Origin of the sequence: Sneathiella sp., assembly GCF_041689005.1 — a bacterium.
In the GTDB taxonomy this organism is placed as follows: domain Bacteria; phylum Pseudomonadota; class Alphaproteobacteria; order Sneathiellales; family Sneathiellaceae; genus Sneathiella.
Genome location: NZ_JBDNHC010000089.1, coordinates 1 through 19,937 on the forward strand (window position 1 = coordinate 1; position 19,937 = coordinate 19,937).

The window sequence follows — 19,937 nt, forward strand, 5'->3', positions numbered from 1 at the left end:
AATTCCCGATATAATGTGGCAACGCCGGGGATATGCTGGAGCGGGTTGATGATGTCGAGAAAGTCGTCGAAGGTGAAGCCGTCGTCGCCGAAACTGCTGTTTTCCGGCGCACCGTCCGCCGTCTTTTCCGGGGCGACATAGCGCGGCCCGTTGCTGCCCGGCAGGGCGCGGTCGAGATAGGCAAACGGATTGCTGGTGGTGGCGGCATCGATCGTCATTCATTCCTCCTCTCATACAGAAAGCAAGGAGCATGCCAAAAATATGGCCGGAAACAGGAGAGTTTTCGGGACCGGGGCGAACCTGCCCGGAAAATATTTCCGTCCGCCAGCGTCAGGGCTTACAAATAATGCCCACTTCGCTTTTTCTTCGTCGCCAGATACAGCTCGTTATGGGTATTGGAGGGGAACTTATGCGCGACCCGCTCGGTGACTTCGATCCCGTGCCGCTCAAGGCCTGACACCTTCTCAGGGTTGTTGGTCATCAGGCGGACCTTGGTGAAGCCGAGCAGTTTGAACATCTCGGCGGCCGGCTGGAACACCCGCTCGTCCGCATCGAAGCCGAGCCGTTCGTTGGCATCGACGGTATCAAATCCTTGGGCCTGCAGTTTATAGGCGCGCAGCTTGTTGATCAGGCCGATGCCGCGCCCTTCCTGGGCGAGATACAGCAAGACACCGCCGCCCTGTTCGTTGATTGCCTTCAAGGCGCCACGAAGCTGCTCGCCGCAATCGCATTTCAGCGACCCGATCAGGTCACCGGTAAAGCATTCCGAATGCAGCCGGGCGAGAACCGGGTCATGGCGTGACGGCTCGCCAACAACAATCGCCAGATGCTCAATTCCGCCGTCTTCCGGGCGAAAGGCATGGATGGTCGTATTTTCCGCCCCCTGCAGGGGCACGCGCGCGGCGGCGACGGGTTTCAGGCGGACGGCGGCGACCCGCTCAAACTCCGTGATATCGGTGAGCTCGACCACGGACAGGTCATGCTCGGCGGCGAGGCGCTGAACATCCGCCAGCGAAATCTCCGCCGCCAGCACCGAGGGCAGCAGTCGGCCGAGCTTGGCCAGCTTGATCGCCGCCAGAACCGTTGGCGGCAGTCTCTCCATCAGCCGCGTGAACGGCCCGCGAAACGGCTGGTCGAGGTCATGGACCGCGTCGGCAAGGGCCCGCATCAGCGGTGCATCCATCCAGTCCTCGATCACCAGTCGCACCGCGTCCTCGCCGGTGGGGGGGATATGCAGGACATTGGCACGATGGGCGGTCAGCGCCAGCATCGGCGCATTGCCGCTCCGGCGCCCGAGCTCTTCAAGCTCCGCCGCATAGGCCATTTCCGTTGCGAGAACGAGGGAGGCCTCATCGTCCCCGCGCACAATAACGCTTAAGCCCCGGCGCAGATCGGCGATTGCCCGGTCAACGGCGCGTAAACGGCGGAGATCATTCTTTTTGTTGTTTTCACTCATACGACTTAATCCGGTTGGGCACGGTCCTGACTATTTGACACGAAACTACGATTGCCGGACCAAAAGCGCAAGGCCGGGCTTTGCGGTCGGGTGCCTTTAATTTCTTCTTTTGCCTCCCGCAAAAAGTCTCGCCATTTCAGGATTGATGGCATAACCTGCCGATATGACAGAACATTGGCATAATCTGACCGCCCTCGAACTGGGTCGGCGTATCGACAGCGGCAAGATCGACCCGGTTGATCTTGCGGAATATTATTTTGACCGTATTCGCGAGGCAGACCCGGAACAACGCATCTACGTTCGCCTGACCGAGGCGCGGGCGCTGGCCGAGGCAAGTGCCGCACGGGACCGGGCGCGGGCCGGGACCCGCCGGGGGCCGCTCGATGGCGTAGCGATTTCCTGGAAGGATCTGTTCGATACCGCAAGCGTAGCGACCGAGGCGGGCAGCCGCCTGTTTGAGGGGCGGATCCCGACGACGGACGCCGAATGCCTGCAACGCGCAACCCGCGCCGGGCTTGTCTGCCTTGGCAAAACCAACATGCCCGATGTCGCCTTTTCCGGCATTGGCGTTAATCCCTGGACCGGTACCGGCCCCAATCCGTTTGATGATAAGATCGAACGGGTGCCGGGCGGCTCGTCCGCCGGGGCGGCGCTGTCGGTGGCGCGCGGGCTGGCGGCGGCGGCCATCGGCTCCGATACGGCGGGCTCCGTCCGCATTCCGGCGGCCTGGTGCGGTCTTGCCGGTCTTAAAACCACTCATGGCGTGATCTCGCTGGAGGGCGCCATGCTGCTGTCCTATACGCTGGATTCGATCGGCCCGCTGACCCGCAACATCGCTGATGCCAACGCCCTGTATAGTATCCTGTCGGGCAGGCCGTCCGCCGACCTGCAGGGCGCGACGCTGAAAGGGGTGCGGATTTTACGCGTGACTACGCAATTTGACGATGTGACCGATCCCGCAATCAACAACAGGATCAGCGATGCCCTCGCCCTACTGGCCGATGCCGGGGCGGAGGTGGTGACGGGACCGGTGCCTGCCCTCGACGATCTCGACGCCCTCACGCGCGATCACGGCAGCCCCGCGGCGATTGAGGCCTGTATGATGTATGGCGAGGCGATGAAAGCCCGCCCCGGCAGCATGTATGCGCCGATCGAAAAGCGTATCCTCGCCGCCGAAGTCTATCGCGCCGTCGATGCCGCCGCCCTCTATCGCGGCATGGCGCGGCTGGAAGCGGAGTATCTGTCGCAGACCGCCGGGTTTGACCTGGTGGTTGGCGCGACGCAGCCGGAGCATCCGCCGGCGATTGCGCCGCTGCTGGAAAATGTCGAGGCTTACCTCCGCGCGACCATGATGTCGATCAGCCTGACCCGCTTTGCCAACCTGCTGCGGCTCTGCGCGACAACGCTGCCCGTCGGGCTGCTGGATGGCTTGCCGGTCGGCCTGATGCTGATGGCCCCGGCGCATCAGGATGGCAAACTCCTGCGCCTCAGCGCCGCCGCCGAACAGGCACTGGCACCAATGAATGCCTAAAATATAGACGTAATCCGGTATTTGAGTATTTATTAGGCAATTTATGGCCTCAATAATGCCTTAAATTCTCCCACCATATCCATAACCCCTTGAATAATAACAGATAAAATCAGCGAACCTTAACTGGCACGGGTCTTGATACAGGAGACCTGAAATCAGGATATTCCATGTCCTGATCAAAACCAAGTCAAAGAGGTGTGCATCATGAAGTTGGTTATGGCTGTTATAAAGCCCTTCAAACTGGATGAAGTGCGCGATGCCCTGACATCTATCGGTGTTGAGGGTCTGACCGCAACTGAAGTCAAGGGGTATGGCCGACAAAAAGGCCATACGGAGATTTATCGCGGGGCAGAATATGCCATCTCCTTTCTTCCCAAAATCAAGATCGAGGTTGCCGTCAAGGCAGACCTCGCGGAACGGGTGGTCGAGGCCATCGCTGCCGCGGCCAAGACCGGCCAGATCGGTGATGGCAAGATTTTTGTTTTCGATTTGAAAAATGTGGTCCGTATCCGTACGGGCGAAACCGACGCAGACGCGCTCTAGGAGAATATTGATGCGTAACATGACAAAATTCAAAATAGCCGCAGCCGCGATGACGGTCCTCGCGCTTGTTGGCGCTGTGCCCGCCTATGCCGCTGTCGATGGTGAGACAGCCTATATCCTCAACACCTTTTCGTTTCTGGTGAACGGGGCCCTTGTGATGTGGATGGGCGCCGGGTTCGCGATGCTGGAGAGCGGGCTTGTCCGCTCCAAGAATACAGCGACAATCTGCCTCAAGAATATTTCGCTCTATGCCATTGCCGGCCTCACCTTTTATCTGATCGGCTATAACCTGATGTATCTGGATGTCACCGGCTATATCGGCAGCTTCAGCCCGTTCTGGGGTCCGGTGGATACTGAGGCGCTTGCCGGCACCTTCGCCGACGGCGGCTATTCGGCCTCCTCCGACTGGTTCTTCCAGATGGTGTTTGTGGCGACGGCCGCCTCGATTGTGTCGGGCGCGCTGGCCGAGCGGATCAAGCTCTGGTCGTTTCTCGGCTTCGTCGTTTTGCTCACCGCCATCATCTACCCGATACAGGGGTCCTGGGTCTGGGGCGGCGGCTGGCTTTCCCAGATGGGCTTCTCCGATTATGCCGGATCAACGCTGGTGCATTCAGTCGGTGGCTGGTCTGCCCTGACAGGCGCGATCATCCTCGGGGCCCGCAAGGGTAAATTCACCGCGGATGGCAAGGTTAACCCGATCCCGGGCGCAAACCTGCCGCTGGCAACACTCGGTACCTTCATTCTCTGGCTCGGCTGGTTCGGCTTTAACGGTGGCTCGGTTCTGGCCCTCGGCTCTGCTGCCAACGCCATTGAAATGTCAAATGTCTATGCCAATACCAACATGGCAGCGGCAGGCGGCGTGATTGCCGCCATGATCCTGACCCAGATCATGTATAAGAAGGTCGATCTGACCATGGCGCTCAACGGCGCGATTGCCGGTCTGGTGTCAATCACCGCTGAGCCCGCGGATCCGACCGTCGGTGCGGCGATCCTGATCGGTGCCGTCGGCGGTGTCATCGTTGTCTTCGCTGTTCCGCTTCTCGACAAGCTCAAGATCGACGATGTTGTCGGTGCGATACCGGCCCATCTCTGCGCCGGTATCTGGGGCACGCTGGCGGTTGCCTTCTCAGATGCGGACGCAACCTTCCTGACCCAGTTGATCGGTGTCGTTTCAATCGGTGCCTTTGTCATCGTCCTCAGCACCATCTTCTGGCTGATCCTGAAATATACCGTCGGGATCCGGTCGTCCGAGGAAGACGAGATTATGGGGCTGGACAAGGCCGAACTTGGTCTCGAGGCCTATCCGGAATTCGGACAGGGGTCGCAGTCCTTCTAAGCGACAGCGGCGCCGGGTCTTGCCAGTTGCGCGGCAAGGCCCGGTTTGCCAAATATAGCGGCGTTTGCCCAAATATTGATCGGTAAATTGATCATTATTTGGGCATTTGCTGTTAACTCATCGCCAATGCCCGGTTGGAATCGCCGAAAAAACAGGCATATGCCCGGTTGGCATGCTCCTTGATACGGACCCCGTAATCCGTGCCCCAACGCGGGTCGTTTTATGAGGGAGCCTTGTTACATGTCTGAGGGAATTTCGGGCACGGACGTTCTGTTCGTGTTGCTAGGGGCAATCATGGTGTTCGCCATGCATGCCGGTTTCGCCTTTCTGGAAGTCGGCACCGTTCGCCGCAAGAACCAGGTCAACGCATTGGTCAAAATCCTCGTCGATTTCGCGGTCTCGACGGTCTGCTATTTCGCCATCGGCTATACGGTCGCCTACGGGGTCGATTTTCTGGCTAGCGCGGCGGTGCTCTCCGGCGCCGCCCAAGCCGATGGTTATCTGTTTGCCAGCAACGGGTATGACCTCGTAAAATTCTTCTTCCTGCTGACCTTTGCCGCCGCCATTCCGGCGATTATTTCCGGCGGCATCGCTGAGCGGGCGAAATTCTGGCCGCAACTGGCGGCGACGGGGGTGCTGACGGCGCTCATCTACCCGTTTTTTGAAGGGCTGGTGTGGAACGGCAATTTCGGTCTTCAGGACAGCATCGAAAGTGCGTTCGGCGCCGGTTTTCACGATTTCGCCGGCTCCATCGTCGTTCATGCAGTGGGTGGCTGGCTTGCCCTCGGCGCGGTGCTGATGCTGGGCGCGCGGCAGGGACGCTATACCAAGGACGGTCGTTTGATCGGTATCCCGCCCTCGAACATTCCGTTTCTGGCGCTCGGGTCCTGGATCCTTTGCATCGGCTGGTTCGGCTTTAACGTCATGAGTGCGCAGTCGATTGACGGGATTTCGGGCCTTGTTGCCCTCAATTCGCTGATGGCCATGGTCGGCGGGATCATTGCTGCGCTGGTCGCCGGGCGCAACGATCCGGGCTTCGTGCATAACGGCGCGCTCGCGGGCCTTGTCGCAGTTTGCGCCGGGTCCGACATCATGCATCCAATCGGGGCGCTTGCCACCGGCGTGATTGCCGGGGGATTGTTCGTTGTCGCCTTCACCATCTGCCAGACACGGCTGCGCATTGACGATGTTCTCGGCGTCTGGCCGCTGCATGGCCTGTGCGGCCTCTGGGGCGGGATCGCCGCCGGGATTTTCGGGCTTGAGGCGCTTGGCGGGCTGGGCGGTGTTAGTTTCCCGGTGCAGATCATGGTCAGCCTCGCGGGCTGCGTCTATGCGCTGATTGCCGGGCTGGTGATATACGGGTTGTTGAAACTCTCCGTCGGCATTCGCCTCTCGGCGGAGGCAGAGTTTCGGGGCGCTGATCTCAGTATCCATAAAATCGGCGCCTACCCGGAAGAGGACCTGCACTAGGACGCAAAGCGGCGCGATAGTGGTATAAAAGCACGACCCCGCCAAATAACGGGCCAACGCGGGGAAAGACGCTTGTATCGCCCCGTCGATTTATCTAGATTCAGGGCCGTTTTGTAGCTTATTGATCCGGCGGCCGACCCTGATGATAAATCCAGACCTTCTTCTGCTCCGCGGCTCTCCGTTTGAGGCGCTGCGGGAGCTTCTTGATCCGCTTGCCCCGGCCAGCGGCGTTGAACCTGCGCTCCTGACCGTTGGCGAGCCGCAGCACAAACCGCCGCAGCTGATGCTGGACGCATTGCGCGCGAACGAGCATCTCTATGGCAAATATCCGCCGGTGAACGGCACCGAGGAATTGCGGCAGGCGATTACCGGCTGGCTTACCCGGCGTTATTCCCTGCCGGAGGGCATGATCACGGCGAATGCCAATATTGCCCCGGTCAACGGCACCAAGGAGGCGCTCTATATGATCGCTGAGGTGCTGACCCGGCGCGCCGGCCATAACGAGGCGAAACCGGCCATCCTGCTGCCGACGCCCTATTATCATGTCTATCACGCGGCGGCGGTGATGGCAGGGGCGGAGCCGGTGTTTATCCCGGCGGGGCCGGAAACAAACTTCTTTCCCGATCTTGGCGCGATTGATCCCTCTATCCTGGAGCGTACGGCGGCTTTTTATCTCTGTACGCCCGCCAATCCGCAAGGCACGATGGCCAGCCGCGCCTACCTGAAGGAGGCGCTCGCCCTCGCGCGGGAACATGATTTCACGCTGGTGGTCGATGAATGCTACGCCGAGATTTACGACGTTACGCCGCCGACCGGTATCCTTGAGATCTGCGCGGAGGAGGGCGGCCGCCTTGATCATGTGCTCGCCTTTCATTCCCTGTCCAAGCGCTCCAGTGCGGCGGGTTTGCGCTCGGGCTTCTGTGTCGGTGAGGCATCGCTGATCAAAACGTTCCTGAATTTACGTAATTTTTCCGGGGCGGCGTCGCCATTACCGGTCTGTGCAGCGGCAACGGCGCTCTGGAATGACGAGGTGCATGTGCTTGAAAACCGGGCGCTGTACCGGCAGAAATTTGATATCGCCGAGGATATTCTGGGCGGTCGCTTTGGCTTTTACCGGCCGGAGGGCGGCTTTTTCCTGTGGCTGGATGTCGGCGACGGGGTCGCGGCGGCGCGGCGGCTCTGGACCGAGGCGGCGGTCCGCGTACTGCCCGGCCGTTTTCTCAGCGTTGACGGGACTGACGGCCATAATCCCGGCGATCGTTATATCCGCGTGGCGCTGGTCGCCGCGGCGGCTGACACCAAAGAGGCTTTAACTAGACTGGCCGATAGCTTATAGAATACAAGGTATGATGTTTAAAACGCGAGGCTCTAAATCCATTTCCCTTTTGCCGACCGGAAGTGTGGATTTTATCCATCGGCGGCTGATCGAGTTGGGCGGGCTGGTGCTGCTGGTGCTGGCGCTTGTCTGCACGGTGGCGCTGATCACCTATTCCCCCGATGATCCCAATTTCAATCACGCCACCGCCAATGCGCCGACAAACCTGCTCGGTTCCGGCGGCGCGCATCTGTCTGATTTACTGTTGCAGACCATCGGCTTCGGATCGGTCGCCCTCATCCTCAGCCTGATCGCCTGGTCGTGGCGGGTGATGTCGCACCGGGGCCTGCGCTGGGGCTGGATCCATTTGGCGGTGCTGCCGATTGCTATCTGTTTCGTCTCGGCGACGCTGGCGGCGCTGCCCGTGGCAGACAGCTGGCCCCTGCATTCGGGCTATGGCGGCATTGTCGGTGAGGTGATTTTCAACACGATTATTGTTGGTTTCCAGCAGATCGGCGTCAGTCTTCATCCGGCCATTCTCGGTTCCGTCCTGCTGGTCATCTCCGTCCTGTTGCTGCTGGTGTCTTTCGGCATGTCGGAACAGGAATGGCGGGGTATTGGCCGGTCGCTGCGGGCGGTGGTGCAGACCTTGCTGCTGACGCCGGGATATTTACGGAATTTCGGCCGTCGCAGTGCGAGCGACGAGCTGGAGGACGACATCGACGACGACGAACTTGACGCGCCGACCGCGCCGCGCAAAAAACCGGCGCGGGTGAAAAAGAACAAGAAGCCGGTCTTCAAGAAACCGATTGAGCCGCAGATCGAGCAACGCAAGGCGGGCGCGGTGACCGGCAAGCGGGTTGCCGCCGAGAAACAGCCGGCGCTTGATCTCGGCCCCGATGGGGAATACCAGTTGCCGCCGCTTGAACTACTGTCCTTGCCGGACAAGAAGCTGGTCTCCAAGCCGGTCAGCGAGGAGGCGCTGTCGAAGAACGCGCGGCTGCTCGAATCCGTGCTCGATGACTATGGCATCAAGGGCGACATCAGCCGGGTTCGTCCAGGCCCGGTCGTCACCCTCTATGAGCTGGAACCCGCACCGGGGCTGAAAAGCTCCCGCGTGATCGGTCTCGCCGATGATATCGCTCGCTCGATGAGCGCGATTTCCACCCGTATCGCCGTTATTCCGGGCCGCAACGCCATCGGTATCGAGCTGCCGAACCAGCGCCGGGAAACCGTTTACCTGCGCGAGTTACTGTCCGCCGCCGCCTATGAGAGCACGAGCTCCAAGCTTACGCTGGCGCTGGGCAAGGATATCGGTGGTGATCTGGTGGTGGCCGATCTCGCCCGTATGCCGCATCTGCTGATCGCGGGCACGACCGGCTCGGGCAAGTCGGTGGCCGTCAATACCATGATCCTGTCGCTGCTCTATCGCCTCTCGCCGGAGGAATGTCGCTTCATCATGATCGACCCGAAGATGCTGGAGCTTTCCGTCTATGACGGTATCCCGCATTTGCTCGCCCCCGTAGTGACGGAGCCCGGCAAGGCGATCGTCGCGCTGAAATGGGCGGTCAAGGAGATGGAGAACCGCTATCGCAAGATGGCTGAGCTTGGCGTGCGTAATGTCGATGGCTATAACCAGAAAATCCGCGAGGCCTCGAAACGGGGCGAGGTGTTGAAACGCACGGTCCAGACCGGCTTTGATACCGCCAGCGGCGAACCGGTGTTCGAGGAACGCGCGCTCGATACCGAACCGTTGCCGATGATCGTCATCATCGTTGATGAAATGGCCGATCTGATGATGGTTGCGGGCAAGGATATTGAGGTCGCGGTGCAGCGGCTGGCGCAAATGGCCCGGGCCGCGGGCCTGCATGTGATCATGGCGACCCAGCGCCCCTCCGTTGATGTTATCACCGGCACCATCAAGGCCAACTTCCCGACCCGGATCAGCTTTCAGGTGACGTCCAAGATTGACAGCCGCACGGTGCTGGGCGAGCAGGGCGCCGAACAGCTTCTCGGTCAGGGCGACATGCTGTATATGCCGGGCGCGGGCCGCGTCCAGCGGGTCCACGGGCCGTTCGTCTCGGACGAAGAGGTTGAACAAGTGGTGAATTTCCTCAAAACCCAGGGCGCGCCTAACTACAAGGAAGAGGTCACCGAGGAATCACAGGGCGATTTCGACGATATGACGGGCGGCGGCGGCAATAACAGCGGCGATGAGCTCTATGACCGCGCTGTCGACCTTGTCTGTCGCGAACGCAAGGCCTCCACCAGTTTTGTCCAGCGGCACCTTCAAATCGGCTATAACCGTGCCGCCCGCATTATCGACCAGATGGAGAAGGAGGGCGTGATCGGCTCTGCCAACCATGTCGGCAAGCGCGAGGTGCTGGCCCGCGATATCAGTGATCGGGAGCGCTGAACGGGTTTGTGACCGGGCGGAAACCGTTTTGCGCTGGCAATCCGTCTGATCCGCCCCATATCTGGGGAATGCCAGTTTAGGCGGGTTGAAATTCAAACGAAATTGAGAGTGTCATGCTGAAATTGCCAAAAGTCCTGGGCCCGTTGCTGGCCTGCCTGATCGTGATTGCCGGCCCGGCGCAAGCCTTTGCCGACTTATCCGCCGATGACAAGGCGCAGGTCGCCCGCGCCGAAGACTACCTGAATACCATTACCACCCTTCGCGCCAAGTTCCTGCAGCTTGATGCTGCAGGCGGCATCGCCAAGGGGGATGTGTACCTGAGCAAGCCCGGCCGGATGCGCTTTGAATATGAGCCGCCGGCCCAGATGCTGGTCGTGGCCGACGGTGTCTGGCTGGTTTTCCGCGACAAGGAGCTGAAGGAAACCACGCGCCTGCCGCTTTACTCAACCCCGGTCAGCGTGCTGCTGAAAAAGGACGTCAAGCTGAGCGGCGATGTCACCGTGACCCATGTCGAGCATGAAAACGGTGCCCTCCGGCTAACGGTGATTGATACCGATAACCCCGATGAGGGCAATATCGTCCTTATTTTCAGCGATAAGCCCCTGCAACTGCGCCAGTGGCTGGTCACCGATACACAAGGGAATGTCACCAGCATCAGCCTCGGCAATGTCGAGCAGAATATCGCTCTCGATCCCGCGCTTTTCACCTTTTTCGACAGCGATTACGAGAATAACGGCCCCGTTCGTAAATAACGCCGCACTTTTTCAGGCCTGCGGGCCTCAAGGGGTGAATTCGCGGTGAAATCATGTTAAACAGGGCTAACGCCTGAAAGATCACAGAGCTCCCCCATGGATTATGATGACGATTATGATGATGAAGACGAAATGCCGGATATCGAGGCGTATCCGACGTTAATTTCGGTCGTCCGATTTAATAAATTCCTGACCAACGTGCCCTGGTTCAATGACCTTGGCGAACCTTTAGAGGCAGAGGCCTTAGGCGCGGCCCGCGATTACATGGATGCGCTCGGCTTTCCCGATGCCTTCGTCGCCGAGATCGAGAACTGGGACGATGCCGGCCATGCCGCCGGCAATCCGGACTGGAACAGTGACTGGTGGGAGGCCGAGGAGCAGCTCCGCATGGGGCTGACCACCAAGGCACTGGAACTGATGGAGGAGGAGGACCTCAACCTCGCGCTCACCCAGATTTCCGCCACCGCCTCGCCGTTGATCACCGCCGCCGTCGAGGCCGTTACCGATGAGCAGGATATTGAGGATCAGGAATTGATCCGCGCCGCCATCGGCTCTGCCCTGCAATGCTGCCATCAGGCGGCGCTGGTCCTTGCCGCCGGGGAGGAGGACAGCCACCCCTTCGCCCTTAAATATAAATTGTTCGAGCAGGGTCACTGGCCGATCGGCATTACCGGCCGCAGCTTCAATATCTTCTGAAATCCAACATCGAAAGCCCAAGTATGAGTCATCTGCGCATCGCCACCTGGAACGTCAATTCTGTCCGCGCCCGCCTCGCCCATGTTGAGCAGTTCGTCGCCGAGGCGAACCCGGATATTCTCTGCCTTCAGGAAACCAAGGTGACCGATAACGAGTTTCCGCGCAAAGCTTTCGCCGCCATGGGATTTACCCATCACATGATTGCCGGGCAGAAAAGCTATAACGGGGTTGCCATTTTCTCGAAACTGCCGTTCACGCCGGTCGAGACCCGGCACTGGTGTGGCAAGGATGACAAGCGCCATCTGGCGGTTACGTTGGAGAATGGGATGGAGATCAATAATTTCTACGTCCCGGCAGGCGGCGATATCGCCGATATCACGCTCAATGACAAATTCGCCCATAAACTCGACTTTATGACCGAAATGACTGATTATTTCAGGGAACGCCGGGCCGATCATAACAAGTTGATCCTCGTTGGCGATCTCAATGTTGCGCCCTTTGAGAGTGATGTCTGGAACCACAAGCAGCTGTTAAAAGTCGTCAGCCATACCCCGATCGAGGTCGAGCATATGAGCCGTATTTATGACTCCCATGACTGGATTGACGCCATGCGCCATTTTATGCCGGAGCCGGAGCCGCTGTTTTCCTGGTGGAGCTATCGCGCCCGCGACTGGAAAGCTGCCAATAAGGGCCGCCGCCTCGATCATGTCTGGGTGACCCCGGCCTTGAAACCGCATCTGGCGGCGATGAGCGTCCATCAGGACCCGCGCGGCTGGGAAAAACCCTCCGATCATGCGCCGGTCGTCGTTGATTTCAATCTCGACGGTCTCGCCTGACCCGTTTGTCTCAGCGGACGATATCGGTCACGTCAAAGAAGTCAAAGCGATTGGCAGCATTGGGGAAGGCGTAGTTGCGATCGGCAAGGAGCGGGAGTTCGGCGCCGAAATAGCGGTTGAACAGCAGCCGGAAGGAATTCACCGGGGTAATGCTGTCGTAAAATATATCAGGGTCAGTCTCGGGGAAATAATAGGCGTTGAGAATGCGCATCTTCTGCCGGAATTCCTGATCCGTCGCCTGTTTCCACTGAAATCCTGCCTCATCCCTGCGATAGCGCACCGGAAATGGCCCTTCGTCGGCCTGAATAATGATGATCGGCTTGGGTCCCGGGGCGGTAAGCAACTGATCGACAAGCGCGCGGATCATTTGGTTGCCATATTGAAGCTGGCCGAGATAGTTCTCTATCAGGCTGCGCCCGGCGCTCTCCTCGCGGGTCAGGCAATGGCCGGTCTTGTCGAACACGAACGGATCATGCGGGATCAGGAAATGGGCGAAGACGAACACCGGCTTCGGCCCCTTGGCCACCTCCGTCAGATGCGCGAATTTCCGGGGAACGCGGTTGCATTGGTCGGGCGCCAGGGAATTTTGCGCTTGTTTGTCGTAAAACATATGCAGGAGCGGATCGAACAGGCTGCGTTGCAGGTATTTAAGCGCAAACTGGCTGAGTAGGGTCGTCTGGAAATTCTCGTCGGCCATCGGGCTTGACGCCGTCGCCGGCCACCAGGATCCCATATGGATATATTTATACCCCGCACCCTTCAGCAGCGCCGTCACCCGGTTATGGCGGAGGCGCTCATGAAAAGGTAGCCAGTCGCTCTTGTCCTTCGGGATCTGGTCCGCCGTGAAATGATGATAGTCCATGTTCAGGCTCGAACTGATGGATTGCGCGGTCTTCGGGTAATTGGAAACGCTGTTGTCGGCGACATAGAAGCCGCTTTTCCGCAAGAAAGATGTGAAATCGCCATTATCGAAATCATAATCGGCGGCGAGCGTCCGCGCGGCGGCATAGCGGTCGAGGATGATGTAATAGATATTACGCTTCGCCTTGGGGGTCTCCAATGTGACGCCAAGCGGCGCGGCGAGGTCGGCGGCGTTGGGACGACCCATTTCATACAGGGTGACATTTGCCGTTGCCGATCCGAGCCCGACGGCGGCGGCGATGGCAAGGAACAGCACCGGCAGCTTGAAGCTCGCCCGTGATTTCGCGAGTAAAATACCGATGCCACCCACAAGCATTACCAGCAGCCCGACAAAGACCACATAAGGCAGATCTACCCGCATCATGTAGCGGATCAGCAGATAGGGCATGCCACCATAGAGGCTGCAAATCAGGATCAGGGTCGAGAGCAGCGCCGCTTTGTAGATCGTCAGCCGGAGCAGCCGGAGGAGGACAAAAAGGCCGAGCGCGTAAAGCAGCATCCCGCCCAGTAGCGCCCCGGCATCAGCGGGCCGGGCCTCGGTGATGTTGGTCTCCAGAAAATTAATGACGCTGTAGCCCGCCGCCAGCAGGGGCAGCAGCCAGGCGGCCAGCCGCGAGAGTTTATCGGGTTCCTGCGCCATCAAGCCCCGCCTTCCGTCAGCCGGATTTCCGCTTGTACCAGAACAGCTGGCGACCGGATTTTGTGATCACGTCGGTGGCGACAATCTCGGCCATTTCCCTGAGATACTCGGTAAAGGCCGACAGTGAATAATCCTCGAATATATCCTCGCGCAGGGTCAGCAGCTGACGGACCATGGGGTCGGCCTTGGGGACAAACTCGATCACCCCCTCCGGCGCCAGCCCGACAAGCCAGCGGATGACATGTTCAAGCGGGATATTGCGGCCGATGGCCATGTGATGGATGAAGGCGAGGGCGATGAGGCCGTCGGCGTTGCGCCGCGCCGACATGCTTTTGCGCTCCGCCTCGTTCCAGCCCTGGCTCGGGGAGGGATTGGCGCCGTCGAAATATAACGGTTGAAACGGCATGTCATTGGCGATTGCCCGCCCATAGGCCTGCGTTAGCGCGCCCTGATCGACATCGAAGCCGACCGAATAGGCGGCGCCATTGGCCAGCGCCACAGCGGAATAATCGCCGGTATTGCAGCCGATATCCCAGAGAATATCCGGCGTGACGGCGGCGGCAAAGCGGGCGACGAAGGCAGCCTTCGCCTGTTGTTCTGCGTCGGCGTAACTATGGCCGGTGGCATAATCCTGCCATTCGGTGCGGGATTTTTTCGCGGGCTCGATGGTTTCTATCCAGTTGCGCAGGCCGGTGAGCATCCGGCGATAGCTGGCAAGCGGGAACTCTACGCGCGCGCGGGCATCCGCCGCCGTGCCGACATTGGCGTTTTGCAGCGCTGACTGGGCGACCACATGGGTCAGCATCTTCCAGCTGAGCTTTTTATACCAGGGCAGCAGGCGGTTGATCTCAGGCGTCGAAATTCCCTCCTGTGTGCCGCGATACCAGGCGTTGGGATCGATATCCAGCTTCGATTTCAGCAGCAGCGGGTTGAGAAACTGTTCGCAGAACTGGCGATGGCCGTCCCATGTTTCGCCGGTTTTCAGGGGCCGGAATGACAGGATGTCGATAAACACCGGGTGACTGCCGCGAAACTGGACATTATAGGCGGAGGCATCCGACAAGGTGACACCCACCTCCAGCGCCTGCAAGTGAATATCCAGATGCAACAGCGCCGCCGCCTTCAAAAAGGAGAAAGACCATTCATAGGGATAGGAAATATAGGGAATTTTCTCATGTTCAAGGACAATACCGTCGGTGCGGGCGAGGCCGCCAAGAACGTGATTGGGGACGATGCGGCTGGTGACGATCTTGCCCGCGTCCTCAAGCTTCGCAAGCAGGCCGGTTGCGGCAACAAACTCGAACGCTGTCCTGCCCTTGGCACTTGTGGCGCGGTAAATATGATCGCCGCCCACAAACACCCGGCCCATGGGATCACGGAACGATCCCGGTTCAATCGCGACATGGTTCATTTGTCGTTATCTTGAACCAGCTCGTCCGCGGCGCCGGACCGGTGAAACAATCCGACGAAGCGGCTCCAGTACAGTTTAAGAATGACCAGGAAACCCGCGACACCGCCGAGGGCGAGTTGTAGCAGCATACTTCCGGTGCCCGGATCGAGATAGGCATAGGCGGGGCTGGAAAAAAGCACGAAGCCGAGGGCGGTCGACGCGAGAATTGTTTTTCTGGATATCATCATGGCTCTTCACATTCTCCGGAAACAGGAAATTGACGGCTAAATCACATGACCCAATCTACCGCCGGTAAAGTTAATAAATCGTAATTAGCCGCCGAATTTATTCACCATTACCGTGAGGGTTGCGTGCGAGGCCCGCTTGCGGCAAAGTCTCTGTCAATAACAGCAAAAAACGGAGGCAGGGGCATGACAACTTCATCACCATCAACAGGATCGGGGCGGCTGGCGGGGAAGACCGCGCTGATTTCGGGCGCGGCGTCCGGCATCGGCCTTGCCACCGCCAAACGCTTTGCCATGGAAGGCGCGAAAGTGGCGCTCACCGATATTTCCCGCGAAAAAGGCGAGGCCATCGCCGCCGAGATGACTGACGCGGGCCATGACGTCTTTTACCGCGATCTCAATGTTGTCGATCCGGAGCAGTGGCAGGCGGTAACGGAGGAGGTAGTGGCACGCTGGGGCAAACTTGATATTCTGCTCAATTCCGCCGGGATCGGCTGGGTCGCGCCATTGCTGGAGATGAGTTTGGAGGTCTGGCGGCGGACAACCGCGATCAATCTTGATGGGACGTTCCTCGGCACGCAGGCCGGCGTCCGCGCGATGAAGGAGACGGGGGGCGGCTCCATCGTCAATATTTCCTCGGTTCTCGGCTTCGTCGGCATCCCCAATATCTCCGCCTATGCCGCGAGCAAGGGCGGGGTGCGGCTGTTCACCAAGGCGGCCGCCATCGAATGCGCCGAACTTGGGTATAATGTGCGGATAAATTCCGTGCATCCGGGCTATATCGAGACGCCGATGGTGATGCGCCGGTTCGATAAGGTCACAGAGGCCGAGAAGGCGGCGGCGCAGAAGGAGCTTGAACGACTGCATCCGCTGGGTCGTTTGGGCCAGCCCGAAGAGATTGCCTCAATGATCCTCTATCTTGCCTCCGATGAGGCCGGATTTGTCACCGGCACGGAATTCCTCATCGATGGCGGCTATACGGCGCGCTAGGCCTGCCGGTAAAGATGATAACGGCCGGGTGCGACGGCCTCGGGTAAGGGCAGGGCAACCCAGCTCTTGACGTGAAACGGCTGGTCGCTGACAATAATCGCGCCGGGTTGCAGCAGCGCGGGCAGGCTCGCGCCCAGCTCCCGCGCCAGCGCCAGGCTCAGTTCCTTATCACCGGAGCCGATATCGCAATGGGCGAGCAAGGCCGGGGCCGCCATTTTGGCCGCTGCCGCCGGGACCGTCTCGCGGAAATCGCCGACAATCATATGCTCTTCATCAGGGATGCAGTCGGGGTGGGCCTTCACATGACGGTCAAAGACATAAATATCGCGGCCCGGCATCGATTTTCGCAAATGATCAAACGTCCGACCGTTGCCGAGACCCAGCTCCAGCACTGATCCGGGCGCATCCCCAATCAGGCTGACGGCATGGTCAAGGCAGTCGCGCTGCGCCGTCACGCGGCGGATGAAGCTATTCAGTCTGCTCATTCAATTGATCCCTTCCCAAATTCCATTCTGTAATCACCTCCGCGTCCGTCTCCCGGGGGAGCAGGTCGTCGCGGTGGCGGTCATATATCTGTTGATCGGCAAGCCGCCCAAGCGCCCAGATGGCGGCGACGCGGACAATCGGCGAGGCGTCGGTCAGCAGCGGCTCGATCCTGTCTTGATGACTGGCCTCGCCGCTATTGCCAAGCGCGATCAGGACGTTGCGAATAAAGCGGTTACGCCCGAGCCGTTTCACCGGCGAGCCTGAAAACAGAGCTCGAAACGCCGGGTCATCCAGGGTCACAAGATCCTGGAGCCGTGGCGCCACCAGTTCGGGGCGCGGCAGAAACGCCATTTCATGGGCAGCCTTCGCATATTTATTCCATGGACAGACAGCAAGGCAGTCATCGCAGCCGTAAATCCGGTTACCGATCAACGGCCGCAGTTCCCGGTCGATATGGGAGCGGGTCTCGATCGTGAGGTAGGAGATACAGCGCCGGGCATCAAGCTGGTAAGGGGCCGGGAACGCCCCGGTCGGGCAGATATCAAGACAGGCGGTGCAACTGCCGCAACTGCCCGCTTCGGCGTCGTCCGGGGCAATGTCGAGGGTGGTGAAGATACTGCCGAGAAACAGCCATGAGCCGAACTCGCGACTCAGCAGGTTGGTATGTTTGCCCTGCCAGCCCAGACCGGCGGCCGCGGCCAGCGGCTTTTCCATGACCGGCGCCGTATCGACGAAGACCTTGACATCGCCGCCATAGGTTGCGATGAGCCAGCGCGCCAGCCGTTTCAGCTTCTTCTTGACGAGGTCATGATAGTCGCGCCCGCCCGCATAGACGGAAATGACTCCGCGATCCGGCTGATCCAGCGCCGCCCGCGGGTCGCGGTCGGGGCCATAGTTGAGCGCGAGCATGATCACCGATCTGGCCTCCGGCCAGAGCGCCTGCGGATGCCGCCGCCGGTCGGCCTTCCGGGCGATCCAGTCCATGTCGCCCTGGCGGCCGTGAGCAATAAAATCAGCAAGATGGCGGCCCGGCTCCGGCCCGAAATCGGCGGCGGTAAAGCCAACATCATCGAAGCCCTCGTCCCGGGCGGCGGCGCGAATCCTGTCGCGGTCGATAACGCCCGCCGACGGATCAGAAATCGAGGTCGGCATAATGTTTCGGGGCGGGCATTCCGGGCAGGTTATCGGCAAGGATACCGCGAAAGCTCGGCCGGGATTTCGCCCGCGCGTACCAGACCTTGGCGACCGGATGCTGCTCCCACGGGACATCGCCGAGGTAATCGACACTGGATAGCTGCGCGGCGGCAGCGATATCGGCAAGGCTGTAATCATCGCCGCCCAGCCACGAGCGCCGCTCAACCAGATAAGTGATATATTCGAGATGGTAATGGATATTGTGATGTCCGGCGCGGATTGCCGCCGTGTTTGGCGTGCCCGACTTGGTCAGCCGCTTCATGATCTTTTCCTCGACCAGATTGTCGGTGACCTCGGTATAGAACTTGCGGTCGAACCAGCCGACCAGCCGCCGCACCTCCGCCCGTCCCGCCCGGTCGTCGGGCAGGAGCGGCACATCCTCATAGGTTTCCTCAAGATATTCGCAAATCGCGGTACTGTCGGCGAGGAGGGCGTCATTTTCATCGATCAGGATCGGCACTTCGCCCGCGGGGTTGCGGGCCATAAAGCCGGGCCGCCGCTCCCACGGTTTTTCGACTTTCAGCTCGAATTTCAGGCATTTTTCATCGAGGGCCAGTCGAACTTTTCGGCAGGCCGGGGAGATCCAGAAATGATAGAGTGTTCGCATGGCGCCGACCTTACTCCATGTGATGCAAATGTAGAATAGCTAGAATGCCGGATTGGCAAAAAAATTGGTGGCGGCGATCCGGTAAATGTCCTTCAGTGCGGCGGCGCTTGTCGCAGATGCTCGCTTTTGCGCAGGAGCCGCGCGCATTCCCGGCGCACCCGTTCGAACATTTCAGCGGTCTGGATGCGGCCCTTGCCGTCCAGCATGTTCACATGGTCAAGGGCGACATCCGGCGCCGCTTCGCCATAGACGAGAATAAACCGCCGTGCCGCCCATTTGACACTGTCGATGCTGATGATCGGATCGATGAAGGCGGGCCGCAAAAACCCCTCGTTCGGTGATGACTGAGGCGATGTGTCCAATTTCCAGGCTCCTGTAACATGTTTATCCAAGCTGTTCCTGTCTGGAAAAGCAAGGATTATGCCAGTTCCTGCCCCTCGCAAAAGCGGCCCGGAGCCGGAGATCTGGCGTTTCATCGCAATAACGGGGGAGGCATTTTCGCGTTCGGCCCGGCAAAAATGGCCACAAAAAAGGCCGGAAGGTTTCCCTCCCGGCTTTTTGCATGACCCCTTGCCTGAAGGGGCGTGTGATCGTCAGGCCGTTTGCTGGGCCAATTCGTCGGTCAGTGGATGGGCCAGCTTGTTGAGCATTTCCTTCGGGCAGACCTGATAGAACTTGTCCTGCTCCCAATTCCAATCGGCCAACAGTGACTGGGCGAAGGGGGACTGGGTCTGTTCAGCATGATCGGCGATCATGCCCTTTAAAACCCCGGCCCAATAGTCCGTCGCCACCCGCTGATAGATCACGGAGTCGTTGTTGATATTAACCGGCAGCACGTCGTCGATGTCATAGACGAAGGCCATGCCCCCGGTCATGCCGGCAGCGAAGTTATCGCCGACCTGCCCGAGAATGGCGACGGTGCCCCCGGTCATATATTCACAGCCGTTGGTGCCGCAGCCCTCAACCACCGAAATAGCGCCGGAATTGCGCACCGCGAAGCGCTCGCCCGCCTGTCCGGCGGCATAGAGATAGCCCGATGTCGCGCCATAGAGAACGGTATTGCCGATAATCGTGTTCTCGTTCCTGTTCAGCGGGCTGGAGGTCCAAGGACTC

18 protein-coding genes and 2 pseudogenes are annotated in these 19,937 nt (G+C 59.6%); 10 read left to right on the forward strand and 10 right to left on the reverse strand.

The annotated features are described in order from the left end of the window. A pseudogene (locus ACESNI_RS10880) lies at positions 1-218 on the reverse strand (hypothetical protein); the annotation flags it as partial. Between the two features lie 119 nt (positions 219-337). After that, a complete protein-coding gene (gene ribA / locus ACESNI_RS10885) occupies positions 338-1,456 on the reverse strand; it encodes a GTP cyclohydrolase II (protein ID WP_373086665.1) in 1,119 nt (372 codons plus the stop codon). A 163-nt stretch (positions 1,457-1,619) separates the two neighbouring features. Between ribA and ACESNI_RS10890 the strand changes: the two genes are divergently transcribed. The 9 genes from ACESNI_RS10890 to xth all read left to right on the forward strand — a co-directional run bounded on the left by ACESNI_RS10890 (position 1,620) and on the right by xth (position 12,351). Further along, on the forward strand, positions 1,620-2,987 hold the full coding sequence (locus tag ACESNI_RS10890) for an amidase (RefSeq protein ID WP_373086666.1): 1,368 nt from the start codon (positions 1,620-1,622) through the stop codon (positions 2,985-2,987). Positions 2,988-3,191: 204 nt separating this feature from the next. After that, entirely contained in the window at positions 3,192-3,530 is a 339-nt protein-coding gene (locus tag ACESNI_RS10895; protein WP_373086667.1) for a P-II family nitrogen regulator, read from the forward strand. Positions 3,531-3,549: 19 nt separating this feature from the next. Further along, on the forward strand, positions 3,550-4,866 hold the full coding sequence (locus tag ACESNI_RS10900) for an ammonium transporter (protein WP_373086682.1): 1,317 nt from the start codon (positions 3,550-3,552) through the stop codon (positions 4,864-4,866). A gap of 240 nt (positions 4,867-5,106) precedes the next feature. Then, positions 5,107-6,336 (forward strand): ammonium transporter, encoded by a 1,230-nt coding sequence (locus tag ACESNI_RS10905; RefSeq protein ID WP_373086669.1) that lies wholly within the window; start codon positions 5,107-5,109, stop codon positions 6,334-6,336. 142 nt (positions 6,337-6,478) lie between these two features. Then, positions 6,479-7,672, forward strand: coding sequence for an aminotransferase class I/II-fold pyridoxal phosphate-dependent enzyme (locus ACESNI_RS10910; protein ID WP_373086670.1), 1,194 nt, complete (start codon positions 6,479-6,481; stop codon positions 7,670-7,672). A gap of 10 nt (positions 7,673-7,682) precedes the next feature. Beyond that, on the forward strand, positions 7,683-10,067 hold the full coding sequence (locus ACESNI_RS10915) for a DNA translocase FtsK (protein WP_373086671.1): 2,385 nt from the start codon (positions 7,683-7,685) through the stop codon (positions 10,065-10,067). A 113-nt stretch (positions 10,068-10,180) separates the two neighbouring features. Continuing rightward, positions 10,181-10,819 carry an outer membrane lipoprotein carrier protein LolA gene (locus ACESNI_RS10920; protein WP_373086672.1) on the forward strand — a complete coding sequence of 213 codons (639 nt, stop codon included), beginning with the start codon at positions 10,181-10,183 and terminating at the stop codon, positions 10,817-10,819. Positions 10,820-10,915: 96 nt separating this feature from the next. Then, complete coding sequence (locus ACESNI_RS10925; protein WP_373086673.1) at positions 10,916-11,515, forward strand: hypothetical protein; 600 nt, start codon at positions 10,916-10,918, stop codon at positions 11,513-11,515. A gap of 32 nt (positions 11,516-11,547) precedes the next feature. After that, positions 11,548-12,351, forward strand: coding sequence for an exodeoxyribonuclease III (gene xth / locus ACESNI_RS10930; RefSeq protein WP_373086683.1), 804 nt, complete (start codon positions 11,548-11,550; stop codon positions 12,349-12,351). A 10-nt stretch (positions 12,352-12,361) separates the two neighbouring features. Here the strand turns inward: xth and ACESNI_RS10935 are convergent, their stop codons facing one another. Genes ACESNI_RS10935 through ACESNI_RS10945 form a run of 3 tightly spaced genes read right to left on the reverse strand, consistent with a single transcriptional unit; the run spans position 12,362 to position 15,550 of the window. Next, positions 12,362-13,912, reverse strand: coding sequence for a sulfatase-like hydrolase/transferase (locus ACESNI_RS10935; protein WP_373086674.1), 1,551 nt, complete (start codon positions 13,910-13,912; stop codon positions 12,362-12,364). Positions 13,913-13,928: 16 nt separating this feature from the next. Continuing rightward, positions 13,929-15,323: a class I SAM-dependent methyltransferase gene (locus tag ACESNI_RS10940; protein WP_373086675.1), complete on the reverse strand. Its 1,395-nt coding sequence runs from the start codon at positions 15,321-15,323 to the stop codon at positions 13,929-13,931. Next, on the reverse strand, positions 15,320-15,550 hold the full coding sequence (locus ACESNI_RS10945; protein WP_373086676.1) for a hypothetical protein: 231 nt from the start codon (positions 15,548-15,550) through the stop codon (positions 15,320-15,322). Before ACESNI_RS10945 ends, ACESNI_RS10940 begins: the two co-directional genes overlap by 4 nt. 183 nt (positions 15,551-15,733) lie before the next feature. Here ACESNI_RS10945 and ACESNI_RS10950 point away from each other — a divergent pair, with 183 nt between their 5' ends. Continuing rightward, positions 15,734-16,537 carry a glucose 1-dehydrogenase gene (locus ACESNI_RS10950; protein ID WP_373086677.1) on the forward strand — a complete coding sequence of 268 codons (804 nt, stop codon included), beginning with the start codon at positions 15,734-15,736 and terminating at the stop codon, positions 16,535-16,537. On the opposite strand, the gene ACESNI_RS10955 is transcribed toward ACESNI_RS10950, so the two are convergent. The 5 genes and pseudogenes from ACESNI_RS10955 to ACESNI_RS10975 form a co-directional block, all read right to left on the reverse strand. Continuing rightward, positions 16,534-17,022 carry a class I SAM-dependent methyltransferase gene (locus tag ACESNI_RS10955; RefSeq protein WP_373086678.1) on the reverse strand — a complete coding sequence of 163 codons (489 nt, stop codon included), beginning with the start codon at positions 17,020-17,022 and terminating at the stop codon, positions 16,534-16,536. The two genes, ACESNI_RS10950 and ACESNI_RS10955, sit on opposite strands and share 4 nt — an antisense overlap. Further along, positions 17,006-18,175, reverse strand: a complete 1,170-nt coding sequence (gene queG, locus ACESNI_RS10960) for a tRNA epoxyqueuosine(34) reductase QueG (protein ID WP_373086679.1) — start codon at positions 18,173-18,175, stop codon at positions 17,006-17,008. The genes ACESNI_RS10955 and queG overlap by 17 nt, the downstream gene beginning before the upstream one ends. Next, positions 18,156-18,824, reverse strand: a complete 669-nt coding sequence (locus ACESNI_RS10965; protein WP_373086680.1) for a glutathione S-transferase family protein — start codon at positions 18,822-18,824, stop codon at positions 18,156-18,158. The genes queG and ACESNI_RS10965 overlap by 20 nt, the downstream gene beginning before the upstream one ends. Positions 18,825-18,916: 92 nt before the next feature. Further along, positions 18,917-19,186: a hypothetical protein gene (locus ACESNI_RS10970; protein ID WP_373086681.1), complete on the reverse strand. Its 270-nt coding sequence runs from the start codon at positions 19,184-19,186 to the stop codon at positions 18,917-18,919. 231 nt (positions 19,187-19,417) lie between these two features. Next, positions 19,418-19,937, reverse strand: a pseudogene (locus ACESNI_RS10975) (glutamate synthase large subunit); the annotation flags it as partial.